The organism is Streptomyces sp. NBC_01235 (genome assembly GCF_035989285.1).
In the GTDB taxonomy this organism is placed as follows: Bacteria; Actinomycetota; Actinomycetes; order Streptomycetales; family Streptomycetaceae; genus Streptomyces.
Genome location: NZ_CP108513.1, coordinates 10,606,896 through 10,619,898 on the forward strand (window position 1 = coordinate 10,606,896; position 13,003 = coordinate 10,619,898).

The 13,003-nt window shown below is 69.3% G+C and carries 12 protein-coding genes; 5 read left to right on the top strand and 7 right to left on the bottom strand.

The genetic code is table 11. The annotated features are described in order from the left end of the window. Nucleotides 1-28 precede the first annotated feature (28 nt). The 3 genes from OG289_RS47485 to eno are packed head-to-tail and all read right to left on the bottom strand — an operon-like array spanning nt 29 to nt 2,991. Nucleotides 29-580 carry a carboxymuconolactone decarboxylase family protein gene (locus tag OG289_RS47485; RefSeq protein WP_327320235.1) on the bottom strand — a complete coding sequence of 184 codons (552 nt, stop codon included), beginning with the start codon at nt 578-580 and terminating at the stop codon, nt 29-31. 35 nt (nt 581-615) lie between these two features. Continuing rightward, entirely contained in the window at nt 616-1,620 is a 1,005-nt protein-coding gene (locus tag OG289_RS47490) for a VOC family protein (RefSeq protein WP_327320236.1), read from the bottom strand. A 60-nt stretch (nt 1,621-1,680) separates the two neighbouring features. Beyond that, nucleotides 1,681-2,991, bottom strand: a complete 1,311-nt coding sequence (eno, locus tag OG289_RS47495) for a phosphopyruvate hydratase (RefSeq protein ID WP_327320237.1) — start codon at nt 2,989-2,991, stop codon at nt 1,681-1,683. A gap of 470 nt (nt 2,992-3,461) precedes the next feature. On the opposite strand from eno, the gene OG289_RS47500 reads away from it, so the two are divergent. Then, nucleotides 3,462-4,055: an NADPH-dependent FMN reductase gene (locus tag OG289_RS47500; RefSeq protein WP_327320238.1), complete on the top strand. Its 594-nt coding sequence runs from the start codon at nt 3,462-3,464 to the stop codon at nt 4,053-4,055. 78 nt (nt 4,056-4,133) lie between these two features. Here the strand turns inward: OG289_RS47500 and OG289_RS47505 are convergent, their stop codons facing one another. Beyond that, on the bottom strand, nt 4,134-5,165 hold the full coding sequence (locus OG289_RS47505; RefSeq protein ID WP_327320239.1) for a LacI family DNA-binding transcriptional regulator: 1,032 nt from the start codon (nt 5,163-5,165) through the stop codon (nt 4,134-4,136). A 184-nt stretch (nt 5,166-5,349) separates the two neighbouring features. On the opposite strand from OG289_RS47505, the gene OG289_RS47510 reads away from it, so the two are divergent. Continuing rightward, nucleotides 5,350-6,129: a fumarylacetoacetate hydrolase family protein gene (locus tag OG289_RS47510; RefSeq protein WP_327320240.1), complete on the top strand. Its 780-nt coding sequence runs from the start codon at nt 5,350-5,352 to the stop codon at nt 6,127-6,129. Between the two features lie 178 nt (nt 6,130-6,307). Here the strand turns inward: OG289_RS47510 and OG289_RS47515 are convergent, their stop codons facing one another. Then, complete coding sequence (locus tag OG289_RS47515; RefSeq protein ID WP_327320241.1) at nt 6,308-7,576, bottom strand: MFS transporter; 1,269 nt, start codon at nt 7,574-7,576, stop codon at nt 6,308-6,310. Between the two features lie 735 nt (nt 7,577-8,311). Here OG289_RS47515 and OG289_RS47520 point away from each other — a divergent pair. From OG289_RS47520 to OG289_RS47530, 3 genes are read left to right on the top strand one after another with little or no spacing between them, the layout of a single operon-like run. Beyond that, nucleotides 8,312-9,313, top strand: a complete 1,002-nt coding sequence (locus tag OG289_RS47520; RefSeq protein WP_327320242.1) for a C-terminal binding protein — start codon at nt 8,312-8,314, stop codon at nt 9,311-9,313. Beyond that, nucleotides 9,313-10,431, top strand: a complete 1,119-nt coding sequence (locus OG289_RS47525; protein ID WP_327320243.1) for a phosphotransferase family protein — start codon at nt 9,313-9,315, stop codon at nt 10,429-10,431. The genes OG289_RS47520 and OG289_RS47525 overlap by 1 nt, the downstream gene beginning before the upstream one ends. Before the next feature lie 19 nt (nt 10,432-10,450). Beyond that, entirely contained in the window at nt 10,451-10,981 is a 531-nt protein-coding gene (locus OG289_RS47530; protein ID WP_327320244.1) for a cupin domain-containing protein, read from the top strand. 621 nt (nt 10,982-11,602) lie between these two features. On the opposite strand, the gene OG289_RS47535 is transcribed toward OG289_RS47530, so the two are convergent. Both OG289_RS47535 and OG289_RS47540 read right to left on the bottom strand, forming a co-directional pair. Further along, nucleotides 11,603-12,346: a LysR substrate-binding domain-containing protein gene (locus tag OG289_RS47535; RefSeq protein WP_327320245.1), complete on the bottom strand. Its 744-nt coding sequence runs from the start codon at nt 12,344-12,346 to the stop codon at nt 11,603-11,605. Between the two features lie 201 nt (nt 12,347-12,547). Then, on the bottom strand, nt 12,548-12,952 hold the full coding sequence (locus tag OG289_RS47540) for a DUF302 domain-containing protein (protein ID WP_327320246.1): 405 nt from the start codon (nt 12,950-12,952) through the stop codon (nt 12,548-12,550). Between the last annotated feature and the right edge of the window lie 51 nt (nt 12,953-13,003).

The following is a 13,003-nucleotide window of genomic DNA, read 5'->3' on the forward strand; positions in this document are numbered from 1 at the left end:
GTATTGAGGGGCTTTACGGCGCCGAGTTCTACGAATTCGGGAAAGGGTTGGGGTAATTGTCCTCGAGGTCGATGTCCAGCAGCCCCATGATGCGGACGCCGGAGTTGTACCAGGCGACGGACAACGACAGTTCGACCATCTGCTTGTCCGTCAGGTGCTCGGCGGCGGCACTCCACGTCTCCTTCGAGACCTCGACCTGGAGCGTGGACTCCTTGGCGAGGCGCATCACCGCCTTCTCCACCCCGTCGAACAGGTCGGAGGACTCGAAGTCGGCCACCGCTGCGAGCTGTTCCTCGGTGAGCCCGGCCCCCAGCCCGTGCGACTGGTGGTGCGCGACCTCGTACGCGGACCGGGTCGCGTAGCCCACGGTCAGGATCGCCAGTTCACGCAGCTTGGGGCTGAGGTCGGCGGCGCGCAGCGAGTTGGCGTAGGTCAGGAAGGCGTCCAGCTGGGCCGGCGCGTTGGTGAGGGCGAGGAAGATGTTCGCTGTCGGTACCTTGCGTTCCGCCTCCAGCCGGTCGTACAGGGGTTTCTGCGCCTCGTCCGCGTCCTCGCGGCGCAGGTAGGGGACTCGTGCCATGGTGTCTCCTCGGGGGGACGTGATCGCGCGAAAGGTCAGTGGGCGGACTGTTCGAGCAGGAACCGCTCGAGCGACATCGGCTTCGGCAGCTCGGTCGGCGGAATCTGCGGCACGCCGACGAAGGGCGATGCCTCGAAGTACCACTTCTCCAGAGCCGGCAGGCCCCAGCGGGCGTTGGTGCTCAGAGATCCCGCGTCCCAGCGCACCGGCTCGATCTCGGTGTCGATCGTCTGGTAGTGGCTGTTGAAGACCTCCACCCGGTGGCCGTCGGGGTCGCGGAGGTAGGCGAAGAGCATCCCGCCCGGACCGTGCCGTCCCGGACCCCGCTCCACGCCGTCGCCGTAGCCTTGGATGCCCGCCCAGTCGCAGGCGGTGAAGATGTCGTGGCTCTCGGAGACGGTGTACGCGAAGTGGTGCAGGGCCGGCCCGGTGTTCTCGATGATCGCCAGGTCCAGGCAGGTGCCCTTGCGGTACATGAACGCTCCAAGCAGCTTGTCGCCGTGCTCCAGGTACTCCGAGTTGCGGAAGCCGAGCTCGCTGTAGAACGCGCACAGCTCGTAGGTGTCGGGCGCGAAGATCTGGTAGTGGTCCAGCCGCTGGGCGTGGGCACCCTTGTAGGACGCGAAGTCGATGTGCAGCCGCGGCCGCGTCTCCATGTGCGCGCACAGTTCGAGCGGCGTGCCGATGGGGTCGCTGACGTGCAGGGTGCGGCCCTGGTAGGGGACGTCGACCCACTCGGCGGGCAGTCCCCGCTCACGAAACCACTCGTATGCGAGGTCGAGGTCCTCGTCGAAGAACACCCGGTAGCCGACCCTCCTGCACGTGCCGCCGCCCTCTTCGTCCAGCTCCAGGACGAGGCTGTGGTGGCAGGCTTCGGCGAGGCCGCGGAGGTAGCAGGTGCGCTCGTCCTCGTCGCTGACGACCAGCCCCAGCACGTTCACGTAGAAGTTCCGGCTCTCGGCCAGATCCGCGACCCTGAGGCGAACGTGACTGGAGCGGGTGATGTTGAAACTGGGGCGCAGATTGACCGGTGGCAGCATGCTGATCTCCGTGCTCGGATCGGCTCTGGAATTCGATGACTGTAATACTTCGAGGGCGTTTTACGGCTTGGTCGTCGAGGGCCCGGCCCCGGCGAATGTGAATGCGGACCATCCGCTGAATTCCACGGAGTCGCCGAGCGACTCCTCGATCCGCAGGACCTCGTTCCACTTGGCCATTCGCTCGGAGCGCGTGAACGAGCCCACCTTCAGCTGACCGGCGTCCCAGCCGACACTCAGATGGGCGATGGTGACGTCCTCGGTTTCGCCGGAACGGGCCGAGACGATCGTGGCGAATCCGGCGTCCTTTCCGGCGCGCAGCGCCTGGAAGGCCTCCGTGACGGTACCGGCCTGGTTCGGCTTGACGAGTACGGCGTTCGCCGCCCCGCTGGTGGCCGCCGCCTCTACGCGCTTGGCGTTCGTGACCAGGTAGTCGTCGCCGATCACCTGGCAGCGGTGGCCGTAGCGCCGGGTGAACTCCAGCATGCCCTCGTGGTCGTCCTCGCCCACCGGGTCCTCGACGGAGAGAATCGGATACTGCTCGATCCAACTGCCCAGCATGTCGATCAGCGCTGCGGTGTCCAGCGTGCGGTCGTCCAGGGCCAGCGTGTACCGATCGGCGGAGCCGAACTGCGAGGCCGCGACGTCCAGCGAGATGCCCACCTGGGAGGAGGGCGCGAAGCCCGCGGTCTCGATGGCCAGGGTCAGCATCTCCAGCGCCTCCTCGTTGGAGTCGAACGCGGGCCAGAACCCGCCCTCGTCGGCCACGCCCTGTGCTTTGCCGGCCTTCCGCATCAGACTGCCGGCGGCCCGGTAGATCTCCGCGGTCCAGTCCAGGGCCTCGGAGAAGCTGCGGGCCGCCGGGCAGACCACCATGAAGTCCTGGACGTCGACGCGGCGGTCCGCGTGGGCTCCGCCGCCGAAGATCTGGATCTCCGGCAGCGGGATGCGGACCGGCCGTCCGCCCGCCAAGTGCTGCCACAGGGGTACGCCCGCCGACGCGGCGGTTGCGTGCACGACCGCCATGGACGTGGCCACGATCGCGTTGCCGCCCAGACGGCCGCGGTCGGGGGTGCCGTCGAGGTCCACCAGGAGCCGGTCGACGGCCTCCTGGTCGCCCGCGTCGCGGCCGGAGAGGGCGGGGGAGACCTCCCGGTTCACCGAGCCCACCGCGCGCTGGACATCGAGCCCGCCGAAGCCGCTGCCGCCGTCGCGCAGGTCGAGCGCCTCGCCCTGGCCCCTCGAGGCCCCCGCCGGGGCGATGGCCCGGCCGGTCGCGCCGTCCGCGAGGTGTACCTCGACCTCGACGGTCGGCCGACCGCGGGAGTCCCACACCCTGCGGCCGTGGAGCTTGGCGATCCGCGCGTCTGTCATTGCGGTGCAACCTTTCGGAGTTCGGACGATCGGGGCGATGAAAGATGCCCCGTGCCTGTCATGGGGCGCCCCCGCAGCCGGAGGCGACGGAAGGCGTACGGGAGAAACCCCTCGCCGACGCACGAGCGCGGTCGGCCCCCGCGGGGCGGCATCTGCATCGGCGCGGGGGCGCTGGGCGCGAGAGAGAAGGTGACGGCGAGGGTTGCTCGTTCGCTGCGGCTCTTGCTGTGCTAACGATAGCGCAATCGTGCAAAGTGTCGGCTGGTCTGTCAAGGGGTGAGCGGTGCCCGGTCCAGTGGTCGCGCCGTCTAGCACCCCTGTTGGTTCACTGGGACGGGAATGCTATCGTTCGCACAGCCGTGACGCTCCGCAAGGACTCCGGCGGACCCGCGCCCTCCTGGACGGACGGACAGCACAGGCGGCGTGGGTCCGTCGGGCCGGATCCCGGCCGACAGGAAAGGGAGTCCGACATGACACTCCAGCCCTCCGTGGCGCCCATGACCCTCACCACCGTGGTGGCCAGCACTCGCCCCGGACGTGTGGGCAGATCCGTCGCGGACTGGTTCGCTCTTCGAGCCACGGAGTACGACCAGTTCGAGTCGCACACCGTCGACCTGTACGAACTCGCACTCCCCTTCTTCGACGAGCCGCATCCGCCCGCCCTGCGGCAGTACACGAAGAGCCACACCCGCGAATGGAGCCGGATCGTCGACGCGTCGGACGCGTTCGTCTTCGTCACCCCGGAATACAACGGCGGCTTCCCCGCACCGTTGAAGAATGCGTGGGACTACCTCGTCGTGGAGTGGCAGCACAAACCGGCCGCGTTCGTGAGCTACGGGGGCGTCTCGGCGGGCACCCGGGCGGTGCAGATGGGCAAGCAGGTCGTGGCGAACCTCAGGATGCTGCCGATCGGTGCGACCGTGAGCATCCCGTTCGTCAACGAACTCGTCGAGGGCGGCGATTTCAGGCCCGGCAAGATACACGAGGCCGCTGCCGGGCAGGTGCTCGACGAACTCGCCCGCACCGCCCGCGTCATGGGGCGGCTGCGCAGCGGAAGGTACTGACCCGCGCCGTACATGCGAAGGCGCCCGGAGCACGTCGCTCCGGGCGCCTTCGGTGTTCGCGGGTGACGCCGCCCTGGCTCAGACGGACCTGGACGGAGCCTTTCCGGCAGGGGGCGCCGTGCTGCCACGCAGGACCAACGATCCGGGGGAGACCGACGTGTACGGGCCGTCGTTGTCCGGCTTGGTCTTGAGCCGGCGCATCAGCCACAGCGCGCAGCCGGTGGCCATCTCCTGGATCGGCAGGCCGACCGTGGTCAGCCCGGGACCCCACCAGGAGAACCCCGGCTCGTCCCCGAATCCGACCACGGACAGTTCCCCGGGCACCTTCACGCCCTGCTCGGACAACTCCTCCAGGACCCCGATGGTGAGCTGAACCGATCCCAGCACGAGTGCGGTGGGCGCACCCGGGCCCTTCATGAGCCGGCGCACCGCCTGGCGGCCGTGGTCTACGGACGACGGCGGCCCCAGCTCCGTGCGCCCTGCGTCGTCGGGCAGGCCACCTTCGCTCAGGGCGCTGCGGAAGCCGCGCAGACGCTCCGCCCCCGTGGGCAGCTCCGTGGGACCGCCCACGTACGCGATGCGGGTGTGGCCCTGGGCCACCAGGTGGGCCGTGGCCTCGCGCAGTGACTCGTGGTCGTCCACACCGAACCACTGGGAACCGAGCGACGGGTGGCGGCGCAGCAACTGAAGGTGCGGCAGGCCGCGCAGGAGCTTGACGGAGTCGCCGTGCGGGCGTGCGGTGGGCACGATGATGACGCCGGCCACGCGGTTGGCGGACAGCTCGCGCAGGTGGCGCAGCTCCACCATCCGGTCGTCGTCGGTCTCCGAGAGCATCAGCTGGAAGCCCTCGGACTCCATGTTCTTGGACAACTCGTGCGCGATCGTCGAGTAGAAGCTGTTGCGGATGTCCGGGACGACCAGCGCGACCACGTTGCTGGACGCTCCGCGCATCATCCGTGCCGCCCGGTTGCCGACGTATCCCATCTCGGAAGCGGCCTGGCGGACCCGGAACTTGGTCTCCTCACTGATGCGGGGATCGTCGGAGAGTGCCCGGCCGACCGTCGAGACGGAGATTCCGAGGCGTTCGGCGATGTCCTTGGTCGTGATCACGTAAGGCCCCCTCGAGCTGACTGATCCCGGTGTCGTCACTTTCCGTATGCCAACGATAGCATTCTCGTCGCGCTCCGTGGTCGGAAGGGTGAGGGCGTCGGGTTGATCATTGCCTTTGTGCTAACGTTAGCACTGCTGGATGGGCCGTGCAGCCGCCCGCGGCTGCCTAGTTGCGGAGGTTTCCGTGCGGATCGTCAGGTATGCCGTCAACGGCGCGCGTCACTACGGAGAGCTGGAATCCGGTGACGAAAGAATCGCGCGATTCGAAGGTGATCCCTTCACCGGACTGTCCCCTGCGGGGCAGGTCGACGAAGTCGGGGATGTGGTCATTCTCCCGCCGCTGGAGCGACCCCGGATCTTCGGGTTCGCCTACAACTACGCCTCGCACGTCGACGAGACCGACCGTGAGGTTCCGGAAGTTCCCGTGTGCTTCATGAAGCCGAGCACCGCCGCGATTGGACCGGATGACGCGATCGTCTATCCGGCGGATGGCGAACTGATCCATTTCGAAGGCGAGTTGGTCGTCGTCATCGGAAAGGAAGCCCGCCATGTGAAGCCCTCCGAGGCCCATGAGTACATCCTCGGCTATACGTGCGGCAATGACGTCAGTGACCGCATCGTCCAGCGTAGGGAAAGCGCATTCGGAACGCTGCTGATCGGCAAGGGGCAGGACACATTCGCTCCCCTCGGGCCGGTCATCGCGACCGAACTCGACCCCTCGGCACTGTCGCTGACGACCCGTGTGAACGGCGCCGTCACGCAGTCGGCGAGCACTGCCGACCTGCTGCTCGCCGTTCCCGACATCGTCAGCTACCTCAGCCGTCATCTGACACTGCTTCCGGGAGACGCGATCATGACCGGTACGCCGTCCGGCGTCGGGCCGATCCGCCCCGGAGACCAGATCGAGGTGGAGATCGAGGGCATCGGTGTCCTGCGCAATCCGGTCGTGGCCGAGAGTCTCTGACTTCGGACGTCTGCCGGGCGATCTCGCCAAGGGGCCTGCCCACCGCTCGCCGGTGGGCAGGCCCCTTGGCATGTCGGCGGGGGCTCCCGTGTCCTGTCGGAGCAATGCCGCTGTGTTGCACCGGGCGCCGTCGCCCGGTGCAACACAGCGGCAGATGTCCGGCGGGCGGACCGGCTCGCTAGTGGACCGCGTTGTTGAACTTCGAGGGGCGGACGAAGGTCAGGGCCAGGGCGCCCACCAGCGGCAGTGCCGTGACCTGCAGCAGCCCGGCCCGGCTCCAGTCGAAGGTGTCCACCAGTGCGGCGAAGAGCAGGCCCGAGAACGCCGCCGTCCCGTAGTAGCTGGTGACGAAGAGACCGGAGGCGCGACCGATCTGCTCGGGGCGGACGGACCGCTGCATCGCGCTGTTGGTGTTGGGATAGATGAAGCCCAGGCCGAAGGCGCCCATGAGGAAGGCGAGCGTGTACTGCATGCCGACTCCGGGATGTGTCTCGTAGATGCACACGCTGATGACGGAGACGGCGACCATGCTCAGGATCAGCAGGTTGCGCTGGTCCACGCGGTCCCCGAGCCAGCCGCCGAGAACGCCCAGCATGCCGCCGAAGCCGAGGAAGCTCATGGCCAGTGCGGCCTGTCCGGCGGTGTAGTGCAGCGAGCTGATGAGGTACGTCGGGTAGAGGCCGAGAAAGCCGTAGATGGCCACGCCGCTGACGACCGAGTGGACGGCAAGCGCGATGGAGTTGCGGTTGTAGGGGGAGGCCGGCATGTACTCGTAGGTCTTGGTCGAGACGAACTTCTCGGCGGAGTGCTCGGTCAGACCGGTTTTGACGAGGAACAGGGCGGCGGCGGCGATCAGCAGCCCGGCCATGCCGAACAGATAGAAGGGCGAGTGCCAGGTGCCGTGCATGCTCATGAGCTGGACGCCGATGAGCGGGGCGATGAACACGCCGATGGAATAGCCCATGCCGATGAAGCCGAAGGCGAGGCCCCGCCGGTGGGCGAAGAAGGCACCGATCGCCGCGAAGATGGCGGCGGACTGCATGCCCTCCCCGAAGCCGGACACGACCCGGTACACGGTCATGTCGGCGAAACCGGTGGCCAGAGGCGTGGCCATGGTGCCCAGGGAGTAGATCACGATGCTGACCAGCAGCACGGTCTTGCGGCGGAAGCGGTCCAGGAGATAGCCCGCGGGCAGGCCGGCCAGGGCCATACCGAGAGTGAAGTTCGTCGCCAGCAACCCGCCCTGCTCCAGGGAGAACCCGTACTGCGCGCGGATGTTGGGCAGCAGGGGAGGAAAGACCTGGCGGTCCATCGCGTTGACCATGTAGGAGAGGACCACCAGCAGGAAGCCCACCCCGATCATCGGACGGGAAATGGGGGCCGGGCTCTTTTCCTGCGTGTCGCTTGCGGGCACCGCACTGGTGTCGACTTGCGCTGCGTGAGTCATAGCGGCTCCTGAGAAGGAATGGGCCACCGCAGGCCGCGGCGGATCCATCGCCGGTACGGGGCCGTACGGGCGATGACGAGAAGCGGTGAGCTGAACACGGACTCGAGTCGACGACAGCGATGGCGTCGTCGACCGGCGAAATGCGGGCGACGGGCTGCCGCGCGGTCGGACACCGCGTGCGGAATACAGCCGTATTCGCCCGTCGGGGACGTCCGTGGCTATGGCGTCTTCGACAGCCGGACCACGTGCGGACACTTATCGGTCACACGGTCGGCGTTGGCAGAACCATGGAGGGGAAGTCTCCGGCGCGTCAAGATGTGAACACCGGATTTCTTCGGCGTTCCTCGATTCTCATGACGACCGGTTCCTCGGCGCCGAGCGAACTGCGGCAGGGTGGCCGGCGATCGGGTGTGCGTCGCACTCTTGACGTGTCGAAGACCCGCAATGCTATCGTTAGCATCACGTGGCTGTGACAAAGTGATTCGACGTGCCCCGACATCTCGTGACCCGTTCCAGGGGCGTACTGCGGCGCCCGCACCGACCACAAGTCGGCGCGCGCCGGCGACACCGACCCGAGCCCAGCGACCCCCTCCACCCCACCCTGGCGGCCGACGGCCAACCTGACATGCCGACGGCCGCCCTTCCGGGTGGCGATCAGACCCGCTCACCGGATGCGACCGGGCGTGAAACCCGGCCGTCCGCTGCGGCCGCACGATTCTGCGAGGACGACCTGTCATGAAACCACCGAGCCGCCCAGGCGCCGTGCTGCTCACCGACTACGCCTGGCCCGACGACTCCGTCGAGCGATCGGTCATCGAGGAGGCGGGCCACACCCTGGTGACCGGCCCCGCCGATCCCGCCACCGCCGAGGCGATCGAGGACCTGGTGGCCGAGCACCGGCCCGCCGGCATCCTGACCTGCTGGGCCCCCGTCTCCGCCACCGCGATCGGCACGTCGCCGGATCTGCGGATCGTGGCCAGGCTCGGAGTCGGGCTCGACAACATCGCCGTGGACGCCGCCACCGAGCGCGGTGTGTGGGTCACCAACGTGCCGGACTACTGCGTCGAGGAAGTCTCCGACCACGCCGTGGGCATGGTGCTGGCCTGGACGCGTGGCCTGGCCGTGTCCGACCGGGAGGTCCGCGCCGGCCGCTGGGACCCGGCCGGCGCCCGGCTGCGCCGGCTGTCGACGCTGACCTGCGGCGTCGTCGGATACGGGCGCATCGGTCGCGCCACCGTGCGCAAGCTCGGCGCGTTCGGCTGCCGGATCCTGGCCCACGACCCGCGTCCGCCGAAGGACGCCCCCGGAGTGGAGATGGTGGGTCTGGAGGAGCTGCTGCGCCGCAGCGACGTGGTGATTCTCCACGTGCCGCTCACGTCGGACACGCACCACATCATCGGTGCCGAGCAGTTGGAGCTGATGTCACCGGGCGGTCTGCTGGTCAACGTCAGCCGGGGCGGCCTGGTGGACACCGACGCGGTCGTCAAGGCGCTGGACAGCGGGCACCTGGACGGAGCCGCTTTCGACGTACTGGAGACCGAGCCGCACGTCCCCGCCGGGCTGCTGGACCAGCCGGGAGCGCTTCTCACCCCGCACATCGCCTTCTCCTCCGACGCCTCGGTCACGGAACTGCGCCGCCGTGCCGCCGAGGAGGTCGTACGGATCCTGGCGGGCGAGGCGCCGGCCCACGCCTGCAACAGCCCCCTCTGTCCGACCACCGGGTCGGGTGACCGGTGATGAGCCCGACCTCAGCACAGGTGAGCCCGGGCCCCGTACCCGACACCGCGCTGGTCGACTTCCTGACCGCCCACGAACTCGCCGGACCCGGCGAAGCCGCACGCTGGTCGCCCCTGACCGGCGGTGTCTCGTCCGATCTGTGGCGAGTGGACCTGCCGGGACGTTCCCTCTGCGTCAAACGCGCCTTGGCCAAGTTGAAGGTCGCCGCCGACTGGCAGGCACCGGTGTCGCGCAACGCCTTCGAATGGGCGTGGATGCGGTTCGCGTCCCGGCACCGCCCTGAGAGCGTGCCCGAACTGCTGGCCCACGACCCCGAAGCCGGCCTCTTTGCGATGGCGTTCCTGCCCCCCGAGCACTACCCCATGTGGAAGGCGCAGCTGCTGTGCGGCGAGGTGCGGGTGGCGACCGCGGCGGCCGTCGGAGAGCTGCTCGGAACCCTGCACGCGGCGAGCGCCGGCAACGTAGCCCTCGCCGCGGAGTTCGCCACCGACGACAACTTCCACGCGCTGCGCATCGAGCCGTACCTGCTGGCCACCGCTGCCGCGCACCCTGGTCTGAGCGACATCCTCCAGAGCCTCGCCGACCGCACGGCCGCGACGCACCTGGCCCTGGTGCACGGTGACGTCAGTCCCAAGAACATCCTCGTCGGACCGTCCGGGCCCGTGCTGCTGGACGCCGAGTGCGCCTGGTACGGAGACCCGGCCTTCGACCTCGCCTTCTGCGTCAACCATCTGCTCCTCAAGAGCCTGGTGGTACCCGGGGGCCGCGCCGATCTCCTGCGGTCCGCCCGGGTGCTGGCCGAGGAGTACGTCCGGTGCGTCGACTGGGAGCCTCGGCCGGCCCTTGAGGCGCGGGCCGCTTCACTGCTGCCGGCGCTGCTGCTCGCGCGGGTGGACGGCAAGTCCCCGGTGGAGTACCTCACGGACGACCGCCACCGGCTGTTCGTTCGCACGGTGGCATCGGCCCTGCTCAGGGCACCCGCCCCGACCGTGGCGGATGTCCTGGACTCCTGGGCGACCAAGCTCGGGCCCTCGACCGGGCCGGGCAACGGCCGACCCGACCGACCCGACCGGTTCGACAGGTCCGGCGGCCCTGGCAAATCCCACGGACCCGACTGACGCGATGGAGGAGAAAGGCATGCGCAGAGTCGTCACCGGCCATGACGAGAACGGCAGGTCGGTCGTCGTCAGCGACGGTCCCGTCCCGCGCAGCCGGGCGTTCACCAGCCTTCCGGGCTGGGTGTCCCGCCTGCCGTGGGCCACCGAACCCGGCGACCCGGTCGGCCGGACAGGGGAGGATCCCACACCGAAGGTCACCAGCCTGCTGCCGGTGAACGGCGGCACGCGGTTCATCGTGCTGACCTTTCCGCCGGACACCGCGATGGCCGACCCGGCGTTCGACCCCGTCGCCTTCGACCAGGAGCAGCGGGCCGACTCGCCTGGCATCGCGGACCTCATGGAACCCGACGGCATGCACACCACGCCGACCGTGGACTACGGCATCGTGCTGCAGGGCGAGATCGTCCTCGAACTCGACGACGGCCGGTGCACCCACCTCTCGGCGGGAGACATCGTGATCCAGAACGGCACCCGCCACGGCTGGCGCAACCGCAGCGACCAACCCGTCACGATGGCCTTCGTTCTCGTCGGCGCGGAACGCGACGGCTGACGCGGCAGTCCGTTCGGGCGGTAACCGGGCTCCGTGGTTCGCTCGTGGGGTCGGCGATCCAGTTGCCTGCGAGCGTGGGCGGGCCCTGGCCGCCGATGGGCTTGCCGTTCGCGTCGACGAGTCGGCCCGGCACCGCACGACATGGCCGGCCTCCGAACACGGCAAGGGTTCGCACCGGGCTGGTCGGCACGACGACGGTCGTCGATTGCGCCGGCCGTGAACCCCGGGTGGCCGGCGCACCGCGTCCACCGGCCGGCCGGCCGGCGGCCCGCCCGCCCACCTGGCCGAAGGCGCGGCTGCCCGGCCGGCACAGTTGCCGCGCTCGTGGCACCGCTCGTGGTGCAGGCCCGCAGGGGAATCCTCGAGAGGCACTGTGCGACTACGGTCGCGGTCGAGATCAGTGACGGCCTCGACCGGAGAGCTGCTCGTAAGCGCCCGGCTCCGTGTACCTCAACCTGCCTGACCTGCCTGACCTGCCTGACCTGCCTGACCTGCCGTCCGCAGCGGCCGGAGCCGCTGTGGCGGGGGAGGCGCACCGGGTGCGGCGCGAGCGACGGCCGGGGTCGCTGCGAGCCGGCGTGGTGTCAGGCTGGTGCTCGTTGCGTACGAGCAATCCGGCGTTCAACGCCCAGCGCCCGACGGCCGTCGGCCGGTGGTCCGCGGAGTGTCCGGACCCGCGAGCGCGTCCTTGGCGTACTGGAGGAAGGCACGTGCCCGCTGGGTGGGGGTGACGTGTGCCGCTTGGGCGATCACGAGCTCGACTTCGTCCAGCGGGTCGCTGAGGGGCACGGATGCCAGGGGGAGCCCCTCGACACTGGTGTCGGTCGGCCAGGACTGGATCAACGTGGCGAAGCCGAGGCCGCGGGCGACCATGCTGCGGACCGCCTCGATGCTCGAGGTCCGGTACCGGATGTTCGGCTGTGCTCCCGCGGGGGAGAACCAGTGGTCCGCGTTCTGCTGGGCCGGCGGCTCGGAGCAGATGATCAGTGGCTCGTCCGCCAGTTCGGCGAGTGAGACAGCCTTGCGCTGTGCCATCGGATGACCGGCGGACACGATGACATACGGACGGCTGGAGCGCAGCGTCGTGCAGGACAGACCGGGCTGGGTGCCGAACGCGTACAACAGGGCCAGGTCACATGCGCCCTGGAGCAGGGCATGGCGCATCTCGTCCTGCTGACCCTCGATCAGTTCGAGGTTGACCGCCGGGTGGACCTGCCTGAACCCGTCCACAGGGGCGGGACGAGAAACGGGGTCAGGGCCACGTAGCAGCTGATCGTCGCCGGTGTCGATGAACTCCCGGGCGGCCGGAACGGGTGGGAGGCCGCCGTCGCCGAGGGCCGGTCCGGCCACCGGATACAGCGGCACGGGCGAGAGGGCGAAGCGCCGCGCGACCGCGCCGAGCAGGCTCAGCGAGGTCAGGATGACCCCAGCTCCAGCAGCAGGGCGACGGGCGTCCCCGAACAGCGCTGTGGCCAGGGCGTGGCGCCTCTCGGGCCCGGCCGGCGGTGAATCAGAACCTGCGGTGCTGCGGTGTCGTCCGGCCCGCTTTGTGCTGAGCCGGTGGCGTCAGACGCTCGTGCCGGGTGCGGTGAGGGAGGCGAGGGCGGCGTCGAGGCGGCGGGTGGCCTCTTCGGCGACGGGGCGCAGGGCGTCGAGTTCGGTGAGGGCGACCATGGTGTTCGGGTCGAGGACCTGTACGGCGGTGTGGTCGCCGTCGCGGCGGACGACGACGTTGCAGGGCAGGAGCAGGCCGATGGAGCGGTCGGTGTCCAGGGCGCGGTGGGCCAGGGACGGGTTGCAGGCGCCGAGGATGACGTAGTCCTCCATGTCGTGGTCGAGCTTGGTCTTCAGGGTGGCGGTGACGTCGATCTCGGTGAGGATGCCGAAGCCCTGCTCCGCGAGGGCGTCGCGGGTGCGGGCGACGGCGGTGGCGAAGTCGGTGTGGAGGTGGACTGTGCGGTCGTAGCGCATGGAGTGGGCCCTTCTCGGCGGTTCGTGTGGCGCGGGACGGATGTCCGGCCG

Bases quoted from the DNA above. Each gene is read 5' to 3' on its own strand.
- OG289_RS47520 (WP_327320242.1), top strand. From the start codon at position 8,312: ATGAAACCACCGAGCCGCCCAGGCGCCGTGCTGCTCACCGACTACGCC.
- OG289_RS47500 (WP_327320238.1), top strand. From the start codon at position 3,462: ATGACACTCCAGCCCTCCGTGGCGCCCATGACCCTCACCACCGTGGTG.
- OG289_RS47530 (WP_327320244.1), top strand. From the start codon at position 10,451: ATGCGCAGAGTCGTCACCGGCCATGACGAGAACGGCAGGTCGGTCGTC.
- eno (WP_327320237.1), bottom strand. From the start codon at position 2,991: ATGACAGACGCGCGGATCGCCAAGCTCCACGGCCGCAGGGTGTGGGAC.
- OG289_RS47525 (WP_327320243.1), top strand. From the start codon at position 9,313: ATGAGCCCGACCTCAGCACAGGTGAGCCCGGGCCCCGTACCCGACACC.
- OG289_RS47515 (WP_327320241.1), bottom strand. From the start codon at position 7,576: ATGACTCACGCAGCGCAAGTCGACACCAGTGCGGTGCCCGCAAGCGAC.
- OG289_RS47490 (WP_327320236.1), bottom strand. From the start codon at position 1,620: ATGCTGCCACCGGTCAATCTGCGCCCCAGTTTCAACATCACCCGCTCC.
- OG289_RS47485 (WP_327320235.1), bottom strand. From the start codon at position 580: ATGGCACGAGTCCCCTACCTGCGCCGCGAGGACGCGGACGAGGCGCAG.
- OG289_RS47540 (WP_327320246.1), bottom strand. From the start codon at position 12,952: ATGCGCTACGACCGCACAGTCCACCTCCACACCGACTTCGCCACCGCC.